Source organism: Devosia sp. A449, assembly GCF_054489375.1.
Genome location: NZ_JBTMWU010000003.1, coordinates 379,652 through 397,401, shown reverse-complemented (window position 1 = coordinate 397,401; position 17,750 = coordinate 379,652). Strand labels below are relative to the sequence as shown.

Sequence of the window (17,750 nt, the reverse complement as noted above, 5' to 3'; positions counted from 1 at the left end):
TCGCCCCATGGCCAAGACCCTGATACCCATTCCCGATACCGTCCCCGCTTTGCCCCCGGCGATCGACCACAACCGCAATCTGCCGGCCAGCGCCGCGTTCAAATGGCTGGCGCTGGGCTGGCGCGATCTTTGGGTCCGTCCGATGCCGAGCCTGCTTTATGGTCTGGGCATCGCGCTGCTGTCGCTGCTGGTGATCGCCGGCATGCTGACCTTCGGTTGGGACCACATTTTATTCCCGGCGCTGGCCGGGTTTCTCGTGGTCGGGCCGCTACTGGCCACTGGCCTCTATGAAAAGAGCCGCCGGCTGGAGGCGGGCGAAAAAGTCACTCTATGGCGCATGATCTTCCCGCAGCGCGGCGGCGGCACGCATCTGTTTTTCGTTGGCGCCATCCTGATGATGCTGATGCTGCTGTGGATGCGGGCCGCTGTGCTGCTCTACGCGCTGTTCTTCGGCTGGCGGCCGTTTCCCGGCTTTGACCATATCGTGGAAATGCTGTTCACCACGCCAACGGGCCTGGCCATGCTGGTCACCGGCACCGCTGTGGGCGGCTTGTTCGCCGCTTTCGCCTTTGCCATCAGCGCCTTCTCCATTCCGATGATGCTGGACCGCCGCCTCGATGCCTTCTCGGCCATGGGCATGTCGATGTCGCTGGTGTGGAACAATCTGCCATCGGTGCTGCTCTGGGGCGTCATCGTGCTGGCACTGACCGCGCTGAGCCTGGGCACCGCGCTGATCGGGTTGATCGTGATTTTCCCGCTGCTCGGCCACGCCACCTGGCACGCCTATGCCGCCGTGCGGGACTAACCCATGAGCTGCTGCCTGCCGCCGCCTGAGTTCATCGAGGCCGTCGCTGGACCGATCCAGCGCGGCCCGTCAGCTGATGAAGTGCGGCTCGCCAGCCGCGCCGTGGGCGGCGGCGTGCAGCAGACCGATCTGTCGGTGCCGTCGATCCATTGCGGCGGCTGCATCCAGACCATCGAAAAGGCACTGGGCAAACTGGAGGGCATCCAGTCGGCGCGGGTCAATCTGTCCACCAAGCGGGTCGCCGTGCGCTGGCTTGGCGACACCCCGCCGCCCCTGATGGAGACGCTATTCGACCTCGGCTACCCGCCCCATCTCTACGAGGTCGAGGACGAGCAGAAGGACCGCACCCTGCCCGGGCTGATCCGGGCGCTGGCGGTGTCGGCCTTTGCCTCGATGAATATCATGATGCTGTCCGGCTCGGTGTGGTCGGGCGCCGATGGGATTACTCGCGATATCCTGCACTGGATCTGCGCCGGACTGGCAGTACCGGCGGTGCTGTATTCGGGCCGGGTGTTTTACGTCTCGGCCTGGAACGCTATCCGTCATCGCCGCACCAATATGGATGTGCCGATCACCATCGGCATCGCGCTGGCCGTGGCGCTGAGCCTTTACGACACGATCAATTCCGGTGCCGAAGTGTATTTCGACGCCGCCATTTCGCTGATTTTCTTCCTGTTGATCGGGCGCACGCTCGACCATGTGATGCGCGAACGCGCCCGCACCGCCGTCAAGGGCCTGGCCCGGCTGGCGCCGCGCGGCGCGCTGGTGTTGCAGGCCGATGGCCATCCCGAATATCTGCCGCTGCGCGACATCGTGCCCGACATGACCATCCTGCTGGCCGCCGGCGAACGCGTGCCGGTCGACGCTTTGGTGCTGATTGGCACCTCCGATCTCGACCGCAGCCTGATCAGCGGCGAAAGCCTGCCCGTCGCCGCTGAACCCGGCACGCGCCTGGAGGCCGGAACGCTCAACCTCACCGGCCCGCTGACCATTCGCGCCGAGGCCGGAGAACAGGATTCGACATTGGCGCAGATGGTGCGGCTGATGGAGGTCGCCGAGAGTGGCCGCAACCGCTATCGCCGCATCGCCGACCGCGCCGCCGCGCTGTATTCGGCCATCGTCCACCTGGCCGCCTTCGCCGCCTTCCTGTTCTGGATGGCTTTCAATGGTGACATGCATAATGCCGTCACCGTCGCCATCGCCGTGCTGATCATCACCTGCCCCTGCGCGCTCGGGCTGGCCGTGCCGATGGTGCAGGTGGTGGCGGCGCGCCGGCTGTTCGACGCCGGCATCATGGTCAAGGACGGCTCGGCGCTGGAGCGGCTGGCCGAAATCGACAGCGTGGTCTTCGACAAGACCGGCACGCTGACCCTGGGCAGCCCGCAACTGCTGGGCCTCGACGCCATAGCGCCGCAGGTCCTGGCGAAGGCCGCCTCGCTTGCCGCCTATTCGCGCCACCCCTATTCGCGCACCATCACACGCGTTGGCACTGGCGATGGCGTCGCCTTCAGTGCGGTGCGCGAACTGCCCGGCTTTGGCGTCGAGGGCCTGCTGAATGGTGTCACCTATCGACTGGGCCGCGCCGATTGGGCGTTGACCAATAACGCCGACGCCAGCGGCACCATCCTCAGCGCCGATGGCGTTGAGCTGGCCCGTTTCAGCTTCCGCGATGGCTTGCGGCCCGGAGCGCAGGACGCCGTCACCGCGCTGCGCGATGCGGGGCTGAGCGTGGAAATCATTTCCGGCGACACGCCCGAGGCCGTCGCCAGTGTGGCGGATAATTTGAACATTGCCATCAGCGCCGGCGGCGTGTTGCCTGGCGGCAAGACCGAGCGCATCGCTGCACTGACGGCCGCTGGCCACAAGGTGCTGATGGTGGGCGATGGGCTCAATGACGCCCCGGCTTTGCTGGCGGCCCATGTGTCGATGGCGCCGTCCAGCGCTGTCGACGTCGGGCGCAGCGCCGCCGATTTCGTGTTCCTCCATGATGATCTGTCGGCGGTGCCGCTGGCGCTGGCCGTGGCGCGCGATGCCGGGCGGCTGGTGCGGCAGAATTTTGCGCTGTCGATCCTCTACAATGTCATCGCCCTGCCCATCGCCGTGGCCGGCTATGTCAATCCGTTCCTCGCCGCCATCGCCATGTCGCTGTCCTCGATTGTGGTGGTGCTGAACGCCTTGCGGCTGGGCTGGGGCGGCTATCGCTGGTCGGCGAAGCAGCGGCTAAGGGCTTAGCCATGCATGATTTTTTCTATCTAATCCCCATCTCAGTCCTGCTCGGCGCCGCCGGGCTAGTGATCTTCCTGTGGACGCTGCGCGATGGGCAGTATGAGGACCTCGACGGCGCGGCGGAGCGGATTCTCTATGAGGAAGACGAGCCAAGGCCCGACAATTAGAGCCGGCTCATCAAGGCCCCGGCCGCGAGGCGCGAGCGGGCTTTGAGCAGGAGGCGCTGGCGGGCTACGCCGTCACGAGCCACCACGCCCTTGAGCAGCCGCGCCAGTTCCTCGCCGATCTCGGCGACGACCGCAGCGCTGTGCAGCGGCAATGCCACCAGGGCGCAATCGAGCAGGATATCGGCCAGTTCATCAATGGCCTTGGCATCGAGCAGCCGCAGCAATTGTAGTAGCCAATCGCCGTTAACTATCGGGCGTGCCTCAAGAAACATCGTGGCGCGCAGGAATGATCCGGCGGCTTGCTCGGCCTCTTCCCAGTGATTGCCCACCAGCCGATCCAGCGCCGGGCGCAGCGAGGGGCTGCGGCGGATGCGCTCGCTGAACTCGGCGACCAGCGCGTCAATGTCCGCTTCGTCGAAGAAAACCGACGGAGCGAAAGGGGGAAAGGGCATGGGCTTATCGCGTCTCAACAGGCCGGTAAGCCCTTACTTTAGCGCACTAATCGGCGTTGCAGTTGATCGATATCAAAGACCGAACGCCTATTCCTGGGCATGCGACGGCATGGGCGTGGCGGGGGTGGGCCCATTGCGCTATTTTGGCCAGATCGAGATCGGAAGCCGTTTTTTTGACCCAGTTTTTCGCCGCCCTGGCGGTATTTTTATTGCTGCATATGGTGCCGGCCATCCCGCCGCTACGGGCCAAACTTGTCAGCATAATGGGCAGAAAGACCTATCTTTTCTGCTATTCTGCTGCCTCTTTGCTGGCAGTTTTCTGGCTGTTTGCTGCCAGTTTTCTGCTGGATTTCTTGCCGCTCTGGGACCCGGCGCCATGGCAAGCCTGGGTGCCGCTGATTTTGACCCCGATCGGGCTGGTTTTCCTGTTGGCGGGTTTGACCAGTCCCAACCCGGCCTCGATCACGTTGCGCCGTCCCGGCGATGACGCCGGCGCTATCACCACCATCACGCGCCATCCGGTGCTGTGGGGTTTTGCGCTGTGGGCCGGTAGTCATCTGGTGCCCAATGGCGATCTGCGCAGCCTGTTGCTGTTCGGCGCGCTGCTGGCCTTCGCTATGCTCGGCATGGTGATCGGCGACCGTCGTGCCCGTCGCGGTCTGGGCGATGGCTGGACAGCAGTCGCCGCCACCACCTCCGTGTTGCCCTTCGCCGCCATCGCGGCGGGGCGGACCAGACTGCGGATGGACGCACCGCTGGTGATCGCTGTGCTGCTCAGCGGGGCGTTGACGGCGTGGCTGTTGCTGGGTGGGCACGCCATGTTGGTCGGGGCCGATCCGCTGGCGATGGTGACAGCATGACAGGATTGCGCGCTGTCTATCTGGTGCTGGGCTGGATCATGCTGGCGCTGGGCGCGGCTGGAGCGGTATTGCCGCTGCTGCCGACGACGCCATTTGTGCTGGCGGCGCTGTGGTTTTTCTATCGCTCATCGCCGCGGATGGCGGCCTGGCTGTTGGCGCATCCGGTCTTGGGCACGCCGCTGCGCAACTGGCAGCGCGAAGGCGCGATTGCCACCCGCACGAAAGCCATCGCGCTGGGGACCATGGCGCTGGGCTATGGTGCAGCGCTGTATTTTTATGGGCTTGGGCTGATGATCGCCGTGCCGCTGGCGGTGACGCTGCTGGCAGTTGCCAGTTTCATCGCCACGCGTCCGGCGCCGTCGCGCTAGGCAGCGCTCGGGCCGGGATCGTCGTCATCGCCGTCGAAGTCGCGCGGCGGGCTGTTGCGTCGCTGGCGAAAGGCACTGAACTGGCTGACGGTGCCGGAGCGGACCGGTTCGGGCGCAACTCCGGTATCGACCTCGCCATGCGCCTCGGGCTGATACAGCACCGCTTCGACATGCAGGGTTTCAAAAGTCCCGTCCTGACGCGGCACTTCCAACGACTGCCCGACGCTCGCCCCGAGCAGGGCAACGCCACGGGCGCAGTCCAGCCCCAGCGTCGGCCACGCAACGGTTTCGCCCGCGCTGGCAACAATGACCCGCTCCTCGGTCGCGCCGCCATCAATGCGGTAGCGCACCCGGCTGCTGAGGGTGACCACATTAGCGTCGATATCGGTGGGGAATACCAGCGTGGCGCTGCGCAGCTTGCGGCGGATGAACATGGTCGAGCCGCTGAGCGCATCGCCCGGTGCCGCCAGCAGCGTTTCGAGAACGGCATAATCCTTGGAGGTCAGGCTGACGGCTTGAGGGTCGGACATGGCAATTCCCACTGCAGACGAAAATAGGCCTCGCAGAGGCCATGACAACTCCCTGACCGATTTTGCGCGGTCAGGGAGCAACGCTTGCGGCGCGGAGGCATGACGCCGCCGACGCGCGGCTCATTCGGCCGCCTCGCCCTCCACTTCAGGCACCGGCGGGCGCACATCGAGCACGGTGAGGACGTTTTTGCGCCCTTCCCGTGTCACCCAGGTGATGGCCTGACCGGTCTTGAGGCCGACCAGCGCCGCGCCGATTGGCGTCATCACGGAAATGCGGCCGCGCGAAATATCGGCATGCGCCGGATAGACCAGCGTCACTTCCTGCTCAGCGCCGGCATTGGTGCGATAGCGCGCCGTCGAGCCCATGCGGACAATGTCTTCGGGCAGCGCAGTGTCGGGCACGACCCGCGCCCGCTCCATTTCGGCCAGCAGATCATCGGCCACGTCGGTCGAACCGCCGGTGGCCAGCAAGGTCAACTGCCGATGTTCCTGTTCACCCACGGTGATCCGGGGCCGCAGCGTTTGTGTTTTCATGTCTTCGTCTCCAAGGCGATCGTATATCGGTGCCGGCCGGAAGGCCGCGTTCGCTGAGCAGAAAATTGTGGGGGACATGCCATGGCCCCGGTGCGATGGCACCGGCTGCGCTTTGACAATGTCATAGATGTGATGAACCCCTAAACCCGACCGATACCGAAGTATGCGAGTTTAGGGCAACTATCCCTCGACCGGATGTTCCCGGCGGGTTGCCGTCGTCAGAAATGTGCAAAGCGGGTTCATGTATAGATAGGTAGCCCGTCGGTGAAAATTGTCAAGATGACGCCCCCGACGGGCTTGCGGTCAGGAGGCAGAAGCCAGCGCCGCGATGACCTTGTCGGCCATACTGTCACACCTTGCCCCGTCGAACGGAAACACATCGGCAAACGAGCCGGCAATCTGCTGTTCAATCGTGGTGCGCAACAGCTGGCGCGCCCGGTGCAGGCGGGTCTTGACCGTCTCGGGCTTGATGCCGAGCTGGCTGGCCGCCTCGGCAATGGACAGACCCTCGACGTCGCGCAGGATGAACACCAGACGGAAGGCCTCGGGCAATTGGTCGATGGCGTGTTCGAGCAGTTTACGCATTTCGGTTCGATCGGCCTCGCTATCGGCAGAAAGGGGTACCAGAGAGAGCGGAAACAGCGACCCGAGGCCACTATCACTTTCGACAGCGGCGTCCAGCGCCGTCAGATCGGTGGTGACCCGGCGTTTGCGCACCCGGCCCAGCGCATCATTGAGGGCGATGCGGGTCAGCCAGGTGGAAAACTGCGACTCGCCGCGAAAGGTGTCGAGATGGGTGAAGGCCTTCACATAGGTCGCCTGCACCACGTCCTCGGCCTCGCCATCATTGCGCATGACGCTGCGCGCCACCCGGAACAGGCGTTGGTTGTTGGCCTTGATCAGCCGGCGAATGGCGCTTTCGCTGCCCTGCCGCGCCTGCGCAACCAGAGCCTGTTCGCTATCGGCGGCGGGAGTGCCCGCCGCCCCCAGGGTCGTTAGATCCATCCGATCAATCCCCACTCACTTGCGCTGCACCGCACCCGCCGCCACGATATCGGCAATCGACGGGAACGCGGCCAGCGCCACATCAGGCAGAGCCATCAGCTTGGCATCGGCGCTGGTGGCAGGATAGTCCGCCGCCGGCGCATCGCCGACCACAATGCGGCCGACCATGCCGGCATGCTCATGCGGCACGCAGTAGTAATCATAGACCCCGGGCACCGTCAGCGTCACCGAGAAGCTGTCGCCGGGGAGCAGATAGTCGGAATCCCAGGGCTCGGCGCCTTCGGGGATGCGCTGCTGGCGATCAAACAGCGACGGATGATAGGCCGTCGCGGTGTGGGAATTGCCCGCATCGCGATTGGTCCAGCGTATGGTCTGGCCCGGCTGGATATGCAGACCAATTGGATCGAACCACACGTCGGAGCCATCCGGCTTGCCGGTCATTTCGATATCGACAATCTCCGCACCCCGCACCAGAGCGGGGCGGAGCACGAAGGCGGCGAGGGTGACCCCGCCGACCTCCAATATGCGCCGACGCGTCAGCATTTACTGGGCGACCTTGGCTTCGTCGGCCACCGGCACATGCCAGAGCACGACGTGGATATGGGGCTCTTCGACGCCGGGATGGCCGGCATTGTAGTAGACATCGACGTGATCGACATTGCCGCCGGGCGCCGCCAGATCTTCAAAGCGGTTGTCGGGATTGAGGTCCTTCATCGGCAACATATAGATGGTGCTGACCAGCGCGCCGTCATGATCATAGGCCAGGAACGGGCCGGCCGGCAGCGTCGCCGGATCGACGAACAGCTGGCCCATGCCGGGCAGGAAATCGGGCAGCGGCACCAGACCACTCACCGCCGCGAAGGCACCAGCCGGCGGGGCCTTGGCGATATCGGCAGGAACATCATGGGCCATGGCCGGCAGGGAGCCGGCCAGCATGAGGGCGGCAGCGGCAAGGGCAAGAAGTTTCACTTTTCCATCTCCAGGATATGACGGCGGCCCATGCCGCTGTTCTGCACCATTGGATGAGGGAGGAGGGGAAAGGTTCCCGGGGATTTTTGGGTTTTCGGGAGCCCCGATGCACTCCCTCCCCCTTGAGGGGAGGGCCGGGGTGGGGGTGTCGGAGGATCAATTCGCTCGAACGCCAATATTGTACACGCTGCACCCACGACACCCCCACCCTAACCCTCCCCTCAAGGGGGAGGGGACGGATCGCGGTTGGGGGAGGCATTGGGATTTCAAAACTCTCGTCCACCGTCATTGCCGGGCTTGTCCCCGCAATCCAGCGATGGCACCGCGTCCCCTGGACCACCCGAACAAGTCGGGTGGTGACGGTGGGAGCATCTCGGGATGGGTCCCGGCTCAAGGCCGGGATGACATCGGGGGTGTGGAAGACACGCGGCAACAGACAAAAAAGGCGGCCACTGGGGCCGCCTTCTGCATCAGGCCTTGGCGAGGGCCTGGTCGATGTCGGCGATGATGTCGTCGATATGCTCGATGCCGACCGACAGGCGCACCAGATCTTCCGAGACGCCGGCGCGGGCCAGTTCTTCGGGGTTGAGCTGGCGGTGGGTGGTCGAGGCCGGGTGGCAGGCCAGCGACTTGGCGTCGCCGATATTGACCAGACGCAGGATCATATCCAGCGCGTCGATGAACTTGCCGCCGGCTTCCTGGCCGCCCTTGATGCCGAAGCTGACAATGCCCGAGGCCTGGCCCTTGGTGATGCGCTTGGCGACATCATGATACTTGTTGGTCGGCAGTGCGCCGTAATTGACCCAGCTCACCTTGGGGTGGTTTTCCAGAAACTGCGCCACCTTGAGCGCGTTTTCGTTGTGGCGCTCCATGCGCAGGCCCAGCGTTTCCAGACCCATCAGGATGAGGAAAGCGCTGTGCGGCGACAGAGCCGCGCCGGTATTGCGCAGCGGCACCACGCGGCAGCGACCGATATAGGCGGCGGCGCCCAGAGCGGCGGTATAGACCACGCCGTGATAGGACGGATCGGGCTCGTTGAGCACGGCGAAGCGCTTCTTGTTGGCCACCCAATCGAACTTGCCGCTATCGACGATGATGCCGCCGATGGAATTGCCGTGGCCGCCAATATATTTGGTCATGGCGTGGACGACGATATCAGCGCCGAAATCGAACGGACGGCAGAGATAGGGCGTCGCCACGGTGTTGTCGACGATCAGCGGCACGCCATGCTTGTGGGCGATCTGCGCCAGGCGCTCGATATCGACAATATTGCCGGCCGGATTGCCGATGGATTCGCAGAACACCGCCTTGGTGTTGTCGTCGATCAGCGCCTCGATGGCGGCGAAATCGTCGCCGGCAGCCATACGCACTTCGATGCCCTGGCGGGGGAAGCTGTGCATGAACAGATTATAGGTGCCGCCATAGACCTGGCTGGTCGAAACGATGTTGTCGCCGACGCCGGCAATGGCCTGAATGGCATAGGTGATGGCCGACATGCCGGAGGCAACGGCGAGGCCGCCAATGCCGCCTTCCATCTCGGCCACGCGCTGCTCGAGCACCGCCGTGGTGGGGTTCATGATGCGGGTATAGATATTGCCCGGCACGGCCAGATTGAACAGGTCGGCACCGTGCTGGGTGTCGTCAAAAGTGTAGGACGTGGTCTGGTAGATCGGCACGGCGGCGGACTTGGTGGTCGGATCGGACTTGTAGGCGTGGTGCAGCGCCAGCGTTTCGAGCTTCATGAAAAATCTCCCTGTAATTGGCCAATAAATTCCGGCGCTACCATAACGCTTTACGGCCGCGCGCCAAGCGCACGGCCGGTAATGTCAGTGCGAATCCGCCTCGGTTTCCGCCATAATGTGCTGCGCGCTGGCGCTTTGGCACAAACGGGTTTCTTCGCAACCGGCCTGCACGCAAAATCGTCGGCTATTTGCCCAGCCAGATGGTACCGGCGGTGTTTTCCACCGGGACGCCGACGGCATTGCCATATTCGGTCCACGAGCCGTCATAATTGCGCACGTCGTAGCCGAGGATGCGCTTGAGGGCGAACCAGGAATGGCTGGAGCGCTCGCCAATGCGGCAATAGGTGATCACCGGCTTGCTGCCGTCGACACCCTTGGCGGCGTAGATGGCGCGAATGTCATCCACCGGCTTGAAGGTGCCATCCTCGTTGACGATGGTGCCCCACGGCACATTCTCGGCGCCGGGGACGTGGCCGGCGCGGATGGACAATTCCTTGACCCCCTCGGGAGCAAAAATCTTGCCGGTATATTCGTCGGGCGAGCGGATATCGACCAGCTTGCCGTCGACCCGACCCTGCGCGATGTCGAGCACATTGGGGAGGCGGGCACGCAGGGCTTCGTTGCGTTCGGCCAGGATCAGGTTTGAGGCGGTGAAGCTGGGCACTTCGTCGGTCACCGGGAGCTTGCGGGCCTCCCAGAGCTTGCGCCCGCCATCGAGCAGCTTGACCTTGGCCCCGAGCCCATAGATTTCGAGCACCCAGGCGCCCCAGGCGGCGAACCAGTTATTGTGATCGCCGTAAATCACAATCGTGGTGTCAGCGTCGACGCCCGCCGCGCGGAGCTTGCCCTCAAGCTTTTCGCGCGAGGCTATGTCGCGGTTGACGGTATCGACCAGATCGACGTGCCAATCGAGATTGACGGCACCAGGGATATGGCCGGCGGCATAAACGCCGGGATCGACGCTGACTTCGAAAATTCGGATGTTGGGATTGGCCAGATTGGCCTCGACCCAGGCGGCGGTGACCAATGGACCTGCGGGAATATCAACCATTTTGCATTGCCTTTTCTGTTGCGGTGCGGTGGTAGAAATCGCCGAAATGCTCGCCCGGCCGGCGTTGCGCGGCGTAGTGGCCAAACAAGGGATCGAGGGTGGCGAGGATTTGCGCCTCGCCAATATTTTCCGCGATCAGGCTATTGAGGCGTTCGCCGTGAAAACCGCCGCCGAGATAGAGATTGTATTTGCCGGGCGCACGACCGGTCAGGGCGATTTCGGCGATATAGGGGCGCGAGCAGCCATTGGGGCAGCCGCTCATGCGCAGGGTGATCGGGGTGTCGGCGAGGCCGTGGCCGACAAGGATCGGTTCGAGCTTGTCGAGCAGGCTGGGCAGATAGCGCTCGCTTTCGGCCATCGCCAAACCGCAGGTGGGGAAGGCGACGCAGGCCATGGAATTGAGCCGGATCAGGCTGTGGTTTTCAGTGAGGCCGTATTCGACCAGCAGCTTTTCGATGGCCGGGCGCGCCTTTGGCGCGATATCGGCGATGACGACATTCTGGTTGGGGGTGACGCGGAACTGGCCGGTGTGGATTTGCGCGATGGCGCGCAAGCCATCCATGGCGCGGGTTTTGGAGCCAGCGCCGAGGCGGCCGTTTTCCACAAACAGCGTGTAGTGGAACTTACCATTGTCACCCTCGGTCCAGCCCAACTCGTCGCCATTGCTGGTGAAGGCGAAGGGGCGGGCGGGCGCAAAGGGGAAGCCGAGGCGGGCTTCGATCTCGGCTTTGACCCAGGCGAGGCCCTTGTCGTCGATGGTGTATTTGAAGCGGGCGCGGGCCCGGTCGGCACGATTGCCGAAATCGCGCTGCACCGCCATGACGGCCGCGCTGGTGGCGAACACCTGATGTTTGGGGATGAAGCCGATGACATCACCCAGCCGCGGATAGGTGGTGGGCACCCGGTCGGTGCGGCCCATGCCGCCGCCAATGGCGACGTTGAAGCCGACTAGCTCGCCGCCTTCGACAATGGCGATGTAACCCAAATCCTGGGAGTAGACGTCGATATCGTTGCTGGGGGGCAGCACGAAGCCGATCTTGAATTTGCGCGGCATATAGGTGCGGCCGTAAAACGGCTCCTCGGGGTCCGAGGTGGCCACGCGCTCATCGCCATACCAGATTTCGTGATAGGCGCGCATCTTGGGCACGGCGCGGTCGCTCGACTGCTGGGCCAGTGTCGCGAGTTCGGCATGCAGCGCCGAGAGCTGCGGATTGACCGAGCACATCACCCCGCGCGAGTCATCGCCGCAGGCGGCCACGGTGTCGAGCAGCACCTCGTGCAGGCCCTGAATGGTGGGGCGCAGACTATCCTTGAGCAGCCAGTGGAACTGGAAGGTCTGGCGCGTGGTCATGCGCAAAGTGTCGCCGCCATGCTGGCGGGCCAGCGCGTCGATCTTGAGCCATTGCTCGGGGGTGGCGACGCCGCCCGGCAGGCGAACCCGGGCCATGAACTGATAGGCCGGCTCCAGCTTCTGTTTGCGGCGCTCGTCGCGTACATCGCGGTCATCCTGCTGATAGATGCCCTGGAATTTCAGCAGCTTGGTATCGTCGCCGCTGACCGCCCCGGTGATGCGGTCGAGCAGACTGAGGGCAATGCTGCCGCGCAGCTGATCGCTATTGGCCTTGAGGCTTTCGTCCGGCCCCAGTTGCGCCAAAGGCTGCGACAGGTCGGTGCTGCGATCCATGCTCATCAATATACATCCCGCTGGTAACGGCCGGCGCGCTGCAACGCCCGGACATAATCTTCGGCCTGCTCCAGCGATTTGCCGCCGGCTTCGGCGATGACAGCGAGCAGGGCCGCATGCAGATCGGGCGCCATGCCCTTGGCATCGCCACAGACGTAGAAATGCGCCCCCTGCTCCAGCCAGGCGAAGATGTCGCGCGCCTGTTCGCGCAGGCGGTGCTGCACATAGGCTTTGCTGGCGCCATCGCGGGAAAACGCGACATCCATGCGGCTGAGCGCGCCGGATTTGAGCTGGGCCTGCCATTCGGCCTGATAGAGAAAATCGGAGCGGAAATTGCGGTCGCCAAACACCAGCCAGGAGCGGCCGGTCGCTCCGCGCAACTCACGCTCCTGCATGAAGGCGCGATAGGGCGCGACGCCGGTTCCGGCCCCGACCATGATGATCGGCACATCGTCAGCCGGCAGGCGGAAATGCGGATTGGGCTTGATATAGACCGGCAGGGTGGCGTCGTCGGGCAGTCGGGCCAGACCGCCGCTGACCACGCCAAAGCGCTCCGAACCATGCAATTGATAGCGCACCGTCGATACCGTCAGATGCACATCGCCATCCTGCGCAGTCTGGCTTGAGGCGATGGAATAGAGGCGCGGTTGCAGGGCCCGCAGCCCGGCAAAGAAGCTGTCGGCGGTGATGCCGACGATGGGATAAAGCCGGATGATATCGGCGACATGATGGGCTTCGAGGAAGGCGAAGCGTTCGGCCGACTTGTCGGGGCCGGCTAAATTGGCCAAGGCGGCAGCGCCACTGAGCTCGGCCCAATGAGAGAGAAATTTCGGCGTGGCGGTGGCAATCTCGAAACCGCTTTGCAGGGCTTCACCAAGTCGGGTCGCCCCATCGCCAAGCGCCTGCTCGGGATCGAGCTGGAGCAAGTCCAGCAGCTCGGCAACGACGCGCGGATCATTCTGCCCGACAATGCCCAACGCATCGCCCGGCTCGTAGCGCAGGCCGGAGCCCTGCAAATTGAGTTCGAGATGGCGGGTCTGCTTGCTCGATCCGCGCCCGGTGATGATGAGATTTTCCAGCACCTCGGCGATAAACGGATTGGCCTGATCGACGCTGGGTGCGGTCGTAGAAGTCGATGGCGCGACTGTAGCGGACACCGATGGGTGATCTTGGGCCAGCGCCTGCAGCACCGTTTTGGCCCAGTCGCGCCCCTGCCCCAGTTGGTCGACGTCGCAATCGATCCGCGCCTCCAGCCGTTCGGCGCCCAACTCTTCCAATCGCCGGTCCAGCCGCTTGCCGGTCTCGCAGAAGAATTCATAGGTGCTGTCGCCCAGCGCCATAACGGCGAAGCGCACACCCTCCAGGCGCGGGGCCTTGCGGCCAGCGATAAACTCGAAGAACGCCAGCGCCGGCTGGGGCGGCTCGCCTTCGCCATGGGTGCTGGTGATCAGCAGCAGGTCCTGCTCCTGCTTGAGCGATGCCGGACGGTAGTCTGCCATATCAACGGCGCTGGCACTGAGCCCCAGCGCGACGGCCGCCACTGCCAGTTCCTCGCCCAGCGCGAGCGCATTGCCGGTTTCGCTGCCGTAAAGGATGGTCAGACTGCGTTGCGCTGGCGCGGCGTTGGCAGTCGGCACACCGAGCGGCGGCTGGATGGTGGCAATGTCGCCGTTCGACCGCGCGGCGTCGGCATAGCCGGTGAAATAGCCACCAACCCAATTGGCCTGTTCGGCGCTGAGGCTGGTTGCCAGGCCCTTGAGGCGGCCCCACTGGTCCTCGCTCAGCCCTGGGCCGGCAAAGTCGGTTTTGGTCATGACGACAGGTCACCCGCGGTCGCGGCCGACCACGCGCTTCGCTGGTCAACCGGCAGAAATTCTGCAGTTGGCCGGAGTGTTGACAGCGGTTATTATACCAGTCAAATGAATGATATTGTCCGATAACACCAACAATATTGGTCTTTCTAGCATGGACATCGCTTTAGCAAAGACGTTCCTCGAGATCGCCGAGACGGGCAGTTTTGTTGCGGCGGCGGGCCGTTTGAACGTAACACAAACCGCGGTCAGTGCGCGGGTTCACGCGCTTGAAGAGCAGCTTGGACGGCGACTTTTCATCCGCAACAAGTCCGGCGCGCGACTGACCCCGGCCGGCGAGCGCTTCGTGCGCCATGCCACGACGCTGGTTCAGGTGTGGGATCGGGCGCGCCAGCAGGTCGGCTTGCCGCAGGGCCGGGTCGATATCGCCAGCGTCGGCTCCGAGATCAGCCTGTGGAATCCGATCCTCGCCGACTGGCTGGTGTGGATGAAACAGGAGGCCCCCGATATCGCACTGCGGGCCGAGGTCGATATCCCCTCGCGGCTGTTGGAGGCGGTGCATAATGGCGCGCTGGATATGGCCGTGCTGTATGATCCACCGCCGCAGGGCGGCAATACCGTGGTCGAACTGCTGACGGCGGAAAAACTGGTGATGGTGACCACCGCCAGCGATGGCGGGCGCGGCCTGCCCGAGGATTATGTGCATGTCGATTGGGGGCCGTCGTTTCAGGCCAGCCATCAGGCGGCGTTTCCCGAAATTGCCAGCCCCGGCGTGATGATCTCGCATGGGCCGCTGGCGCTGCTCTATCTGACGCGGGTCGGCGGCGCCGGCTATTTCCGGCTCAGCGCCGTGCGGCCACATCTGGACGCCGGCCGACTGCATCGCGTGGCCGACGCGCCGGAATTCTCCTACTCGGTACATATGGTCTATTCGAGCCGCGCCGAACCGGGGATCATCGACCGCATGCGGCGTGGGTTTCGGTCGAGTGCGGTGGGGTAGGTTTGGCCCCGATGGGCTCCCTCCCCCTTGAGGGGAGGGCGGGGGGTGGGGGTGTCGTGATCCCCGCTGGCCCGGTGTGTGTGGAGGCCACGACACCCCCACCCCTAACCCCTCCCCTCAAGGGGGAGGGGGATCGCATTGGGGCTCGCAACCGGAGCGCCCGGCTGCCGCCCCTCAAGGAGGCCGCGCAGCGCGATCAATCGCGCCCGGATATCGGCCTCGGCAATCTGGGGGATCAGGGCGATCAGGCCCGATAGCAGCGCAGGCTCACCGGCGTTGGAGGGCGGATGACGGTCGGGCGTATCCCCTGCCCGTTTGGCCCATTGCTGCACGGCTAGCGTCCAGCCGGCCAGTTCGGCTGCAGCGTCGGCAAAAGGCGGCTGGCTCGGGGCGGCGGGATCGACATATTGCGCCAGGGTGGCGCGGAGGGCGGCATGGAGTTGGGCGGCCAATTGCCATAGTTCGCTGGTCAGTTCCTCCGGGCTCAGCTGGCCCATATAGGCGCCTGAGATTTCGCCGGCATAGCAGACCGGCGAGCTGGATTCGATGATCTCCACCACTTGGGGCTCATCGGGTAGCAGAGCTACAGCGGCGGTCAGAATGCTGGACAGTCGCTCGGCGGCCGGGACAATTTCACCGATACGGCCAACGCCGGTGCCGGCATAGAGTGCCATGGATTCAAAATCACCGCTCATCGAGCGCAAGGGCGAATCCGTGCTGAACAGATAGATCGGCCGGCCCTCCTCCTCGCCGATAATGATCTGGCGCGGCAGCTGCGGATCGCCGCGCGCGCCAGCAGTCACCGCGCTTTTGAGCACCCGCACCGGGGCATTGATCGGCCAATTGATGTGAAAACTGCTGGTGAGCACCGTGTCGTCGGCCTTGGCCGCCAGCAGGCGCTGCTTGTGATAGGCATGGGCAAAGGATTCCTCGGTGGCCATCAATGCCGTGCCCAACACGATGCCAGCGGCGCCCAGCGCCATGGCGGTCACCAGATCGCCGCCACCGCCCAGCCCGCCGGCCGCCAGCACCGGGATGTTGACCGCGCCCACAACCTCGGGCAGCAGATCGCGCAGCGGCCGCACGCCGCGCACATGGCCGCCCGCCTCACGCCCTTGCGCGATGATGATTTGCACCCCGGCGCGTTCCGCTTCGATGGCTTCATCGACCGAGCCCACCTGATGCACCACCAAAATGCCCGCATCGCGCAGCCGCGCCGTCACCTGCGTATCGAGATCCCAAAAGGTGCAAACCACCGGCACGGCCAGCCTTATGCAGGTCGCCACCTGCTGGTCCAGCAGCGCCGGATCGGTAGCGGCGGGAATGATATTGACGCCGAAGCGCTGGTGGCCGCGCCGGCGCAATTGCACCACCTCGCGCTCGATCAGTTCGGGCGGCTCGCGCACCATGCCGAGAAAGCCGAAGCCGCCGGCCTCGGTGACCGCCGCCACCAATTCGGAGCGGGCTACCCCGCCCATGCCGGCCAGCACGATGGGAATGCGGCTCCCCAGCAAGTCGCAGACGGGGCTATGCGGCAGCTTCATGACGCGCCTTTCCTTGGTGATTGCAGCAGTTCGAGCAGCACCACCGCCTGATTATGCGCCTCGTCATGCGCGCCATATAGCAGGGTGACCTTGCCGGTGAGTTGGCGCAGTTCATCGAGGGCGGCGTTATTGTCGTGCAGTTCGGCGCGATAGCGGCGGCGGAACTCGTCCCAACGCACTGGCTCATGGCCGAACCAGGTGCGCAGCTCTGAACTGGGGGCCACGTCCTTGAGCCAATGATCAATTTTGGCCTCGTCCTTGCTCACGCCGCGCGGCCACAGCCGGTCGACCAGCACGCGCACCCCGTCCTCGGACGCGGCCGGCTCGTAGATGCGCTTGATGGCGTAATGGGCGCCCATCTCAGGCATCCGCATCCGTCATCACCAGCAGCCAGTCTGGGCCGGGTGCTTTCAGCTCGCGTTCGAAGGTCCAGACTTCCGAGGTGGTCGCCACCAGGCCGGGACTGCCCGCGATCACCCTGCCATCGCTGTTGCGGGTGACTGAGACCAGCTCGGCGACGAAGCGGATGGCGATCCAGGCGCGCTCCTGATCCAGGCCGGCATCGGCAATGCGCGCCTCCTTAAACCCAATGAACACTAGCTCGGCCGTTTCGCCACGCGCCAGGCGCTCGGCAATGGCCTGGGCAAAGCTGTCGCGCACCGGCTCGGCCAGCAGATAGCTGCAGGCCTCGATATCGCCGGCGGCAAAGGCTGCGATCACCGTCTCATAGACGCTCTTGGCGCCGGTGATGAAGGTGTCGATGCTGGCATAGTGGCAGGCGGTCGCGATCCGCCGCAGGGTTTCGTCGAGCGAGGATTTGGGCAGGCCAGGCGCGGCCTGTGCCGCATTGCCCGAGGCGGCCAGGGGCTGGAAGGCCGGGTTATCGACCTCGGCCGGCGGTGGCTGGGCTGAATGATACATCCGCCAGGAGAAGGCGAGGGAAAAGGCAATCAGCAGATAATCAAGAAGGCCGAGCTCATTCATAACAAACTCCTTCAATCA

General features: G+C 64.4%; 19 protein-coding genes. 6 read left to right on the top strand and 13 right to left on the bottom strand.

The window, feature by feature from the left end; translation table 11 throughout:
* Positions 1–7 precede the first annotated feature (7 nt).
* Genes ACX3OW_RS11190 through ccoS form a run of 3 tightly spaced genes read left to right on the top strand, consistent with a single transcriptional unit; the run spans position 8 to position 3,198 of the window.
* Positions 8–805 (top strand): DUF2189 domain-containing protein, encoded by a 798-nt coding sequence (locus ACX3OW_RS11190; RefSeq protein ID WP_459095841.1) that lies wholly within the window; start codon positions 8–10, stop codon positions 803–805.
* A gap of 3 nt (positions 806–808) precedes the next feature.
* Positions 809–3,037 (top strand): cation-translocating P-type ATPase, encoded by a 2,229-nt coding sequence (locus tag ACX3OW_RS11185; RefSeq protein WP_459095840.1) that lies wholly within the window; start codon positions 809–811, stop codon positions 3,035–3,037.
* Positions 3,038–3,039: 2 nt separating this feature from the next.
* Positions 3,040–3,198: a cbb3-type cytochrome oxidase assembly protein CcoS gene (ccoS, locus tag ACX3OW_RS11180; RefSeq protein ID WP_459095839.1), complete on the top strand. Its 159-nt coding sequence runs from the start codon at positions 3,040–3,042 to the stop codon at positions 3,196–3,198.
* On the opposite strand, the gene ACX3OW_RS11175 is transcribed toward ccoS, so the two are convergent.
* A complete protein-coding gene (locus tag ACX3OW_RS11175) occupies positions 3,195–3,650 on the bottom strand; it encodes a globin family protein (protein WP_459095838.1) in 456 nt (151 codons plus the stop codon). The genes ccoS and ACX3OW_RS11175 overlap by 4 nt on opposite strands.
* A gap of 173 nt (positions 3,651–3,823) precedes the next feature.
* On the opposite strand from ACX3OW_RS11175, the gene ACX3OW_RS11170 reads away from it, so the two are divergent.
* Together ACX3OW_RS11170 and ACX3OW_RS11165 are read left to right on the top strand one after the other, a co-directional pair.
* A complete protein-coding gene (locus ACX3OW_RS11170; RefSeq protein ID WP_459095837.1) occupies positions 3,824–4,510 on the top strand; it encodes an NnrU family protein in 687 nt (228 codons plus the stop codon).
* Positions 4,507–4,878, top strand: coding sequence for a YbaN family protein (locus ACX3OW_RS11165; protein WP_459095836.1), 372 nt, complete (start codon positions 4,507–4,509; stop codon positions 4,876–4,878). Before ACX3OW_RS11170 ends, ACX3OW_RS11165 begins: the two co-directional genes overlap by 4 nt.
* Here the strand turns inward: ACX3OW_RS11165 and ACX3OW_RS11160 are convergent.
* The 9 genes from ACX3OW_RS11160 to ACX3OW_RS11120 all read right to left on the bottom strand — a co-directional run bounded on the left by ACX3OW_RS11160 (position 4,875) and on the right by ACX3OW_RS11120 (position 14,207).
* On the bottom strand, positions 4,875–5,408 hold the full coding sequence (locus tag ACX3OW_RS11160; protein WP_459095835.1) for a hypothetical protein: 534 nt from the start codon (positions 5,406–5,408) through the stop codon (positions 4,875–4,877). The genes ACX3OW_RS11165 and ACX3OW_RS11160 overlap by 4 nt on opposite strands.
* A gap of 120 nt (positions 5,409–5,528) precedes the next feature.
* Positions 5,529–5,942 (bottom strand): nucleoside diphosphate kinase regulator, encoded by a 414-nt coding sequence (gene rnk, locus ACX3OW_RS11155; RefSeq protein ID WP_459095834.1) that lies wholly within the window; start codon positions 5,940–5,942, stop codon positions 5,529–5,531.
* A 303-nt stretch (positions 5,943–6,245) separates the two neighbouring features.
* A complete protein-coding gene (locus ACX3OW_RS11150; RefSeq protein WP_459095833.1) occupies positions 6,246–6,947 on the bottom strand; it encodes an RNA polymerase sigma factor in 702 nt (233 codons plus the stop codon).
* Between the two features lie 15 nt (positions 6,948–6,962).
* Positions 6,963–7,490, bottom strand: a complete 528-nt coding sequence (locus ACX3OW_RS11145; RefSeq protein ID WP_459095832.1) for a plastocyanin/azurin family copper-binding protein — start codon at positions 7,488–7,490, stop codon at positions 6,963–6,965.
* The gene (locus ACX3OW_RS11140) at positions 7,491–7,883 is read right to left on the bottom strand and encodes a DUF5602 domain-containing protein (protein ID WP_459096100.1); all 393 of its coding nucleotides are present in this window, start codon (positions 7,881–7,883) and stop codon (positions 7,491–7,493) included. It lies immediately after the preceding gene.
* A 503-nt stretch (positions 7,884–8,386) separates the two neighbouring features.
* Positions 8,387–9,658 (bottom strand): O-acetylhomoserine aminocarboxypropyltransferase/cysteine synthase family protein, encoded by a 1,272-nt coding sequence (locus ACX3OW_RS11135; protein WP_459095831.1) that lies wholly within the window; start codon positions 9,656–9,658, stop codon positions 8,387–8,389.
* 184 nt (positions 9,659–9,842) lie between these two features.
* Entirely contained in the window at positions 9,843–10,709 is an 867-nt protein-coding gene (locus tag ACX3OW_RS11130; RefSeq protein ID WP_459095830.1) for a sulfurtransferase, read from the bottom strand.
* Entirely contained in the window at positions 10,702–12,399 is a 1,698-nt protein-coding gene (gene cysI / locus ACX3OW_RS11125; protein WP_459095829.1) for an assimilatory sulfite reductase (NADPH) hemoprotein subunit, read from the bottom strand. The genes ACX3OW_RS11130 and cysI overlap by 8 nt, the downstream gene beginning before the upstream one ends.
* A complete protein-coding gene (locus ACX3OW_RS11120; protein WP_459095828.1) occupies positions 12,399–14,207 on the bottom strand; it encodes an assimilatory sulfite reductase (NADPH) flavoprotein subunit in 1,809 nt (602 codons plus the stop codon). Before ACX3OW_RS11120 ends, cysI begins: the two co-directional genes overlap by 1 nt.
* 151 nt (positions 14,208–14,358) lie before the next feature.
* Between ACX3OW_RS11120 and ACX3OW_RS11115 the strand changes: the two genes are divergently transcribed.
* Positions 14,359–15,204 (top strand): LysR family transcriptional regulator, encoded by an 846-nt coding sequence (locus tag ACX3OW_RS11115; protein ID WP_459095827.1) that lies wholly within the window; start codon positions 14,359–14,361, stop codon positions 15,202–15,204.
* A gap of 104 nt (positions 15,205–15,308) precedes the next feature.
* Here the strand turns inward: ACX3OW_RS11115 and ACX3OW_RS11110 are convergent, their stop codons facing one another.
* Genes ACX3OW_RS11110 through ACX3OW_RS11100 form a run of 3 tightly spaced genes read right to left on the bottom strand, consistent with a single transcriptional unit; the run spans position 15,309 to position 17,732 of the window.
* Positions 15,309–16,748 (bottom strand): NAD(P)H-dependent flavin oxidoreductase, encoded by a 1,440-nt coding sequence (locus ACX3OW_RS11110; RefSeq protein ID WP_459095826.1) that lies wholly within the window; start codon positions 16,746–16,748, stop codon positions 15,309–15,311.
* On the bottom strand, positions 16,745–17,107 hold the full coding sequence (locus ACX3OW_RS11105; RefSeq protein ID WP_459095825.1) for a DUF488 domain-containing protein: 363 nt from the start codon (positions 17,105–17,107) through the stop codon (positions 16,745–16,747). The genes ACX3OW_RS11110 and ACX3OW_RS11105 overlap by 4 nt, the downstream gene beginning before the upstream one ends.
* Before the next feature lies 1 nt (position 17,108).
* Positions 17,109–17,732 (bottom strand): Tim44/TimA family putative adaptor protein, encoded by a 624-nt coding sequence (locus ACX3OW_RS11100; protein WP_459095824.1) that lies wholly within the window; start codon positions 17,730–17,732, stop codon positions 17,109–17,111.
* Positions 17,733–17,750: the final 18 nt, after the last annotated feature.

Coding starts and splice junctions, on each gene's coding strand:
- ACX3OW_RS11190 (WP_459095841.1), top strand. CDS start 8: ATGGCCAAGACCCTGATACCCATTCCCGATACCGTCCCCGCTTTGCCC.
- ACX3OW_RS11185 (WP_459095840.1), top strand. CDS start 809: ATGAGCTGCTGCCTGCCGCCGCCTGAGTTCATCGAGGCCGTCGCTGGA.
- ccoS (WP_459095839.1), top strand. CDS start 3,040: ATGCATGATTTTTTCTATCTAATCCCCATCTCAGTCCTGCTCGGCGCC.
- ACX3OW_RS11175 (WP_459095838.1), bottom strand. CDS start 3,650: ATGCCCTTTCCCCCTTTCGCTCCGTCGGTTTTCTTCGACGAAGCGGAC.
- ACX3OW_RS11165 (WP_459095836.1), top strand. CDS start 4,507: ATGACAGGATTGCGCGCTGTCTATCTGGTGCTGGGCTGGATCATGCTG.
- ACX3OW_RS11160 (WP_459095835.1), bottom strand. CDS start 5,408: ATGTCCGACCCTCAAGCCGTCAGCCTGACCTCCAAGGATTATGCCGTT.
- rnk (WP_459095834.1), bottom strand. CDS start 5,942: ATGAAAACACAAACGCTGCGGCCCCGGATCACCGTGGGTGAACAGGAA.
- ACX3OW_RS11150 (WP_459095833.1), bottom strand. CDS start 6,947: ATGGATCTAACGACCCTGGGGGCGGCGGGCACTCCCGCCGCCGATAGC.
- ACX3OW_RS11145 (WP_459095832.1), bottom strand. CDS start 7,490: ATGCTGACGCGTCGGCGCATATTGGAGGTCGGCGGGGTCACCCTCGCC.
- ACX3OW_RS11140 (WP_459096100.1), bottom strand. CDS start 7,883: ATGCTGGCCGGCTCCCTGCCGGCCATGGCCCATGATGTTCCTGCCGAT.
- ACX3OW_RS11135 (WP_459095831.1), bottom strand. CDS start 9,658: ATGAAGCTCGAAACGCTGGCGCTGCACCACGCCTACAAGTCCGATCCG.
- ACX3OW_RS11130 (WP_459095830.1), bottom strand. CDS start 10,709: ATGGTTGATATTCCCGCAGGTCCATTGGTCACCGCCGCCTGGGTCGAG.
- cysI (WP_459095829.1), bottom strand. CDS start 12,399: ATGAGCATGGATCGCAGCACCGACCTGTCGCAGCCTTTGGCGCAACTG.
- ACX3OW_RS11120 (WP_459095828.1), bottom strand. CDS start 14,207: ATGACCAAAACCGACTTTGCCGGCCCAGGGCTGAGCGAGGACCAGTGG.
- ACX3OW_RS11115 (WP_459095827.1), top strand. CDS start 14,359: ATGGACATCGCTTTAGCAAAGACGTTCCTCGAGATCGCCGAGACGGGC.
- ACX3OW_RS11110 (WP_459095826.1), bottom strand. CDS start 16,748: ATGAAGCTGCCGCATAGCCCCGTCTGCGACTTGCTGGGGAGCCGCATT.
- ACX3OW_RS11105 (WP_459095825.1), bottom strand. CDS start 17,107: ATGGGCGCCCATTACGCCATCAAGCGCATCTACGAGCCGGCCGCGTCC.
- ACX3OW_RS11100 (WP_459095824.1), bottom strand. CDS start 17,732: ATGAATGAGCTCGGCCTTCTTGATTATCTGCTGATTGCCTTTTCCCTC.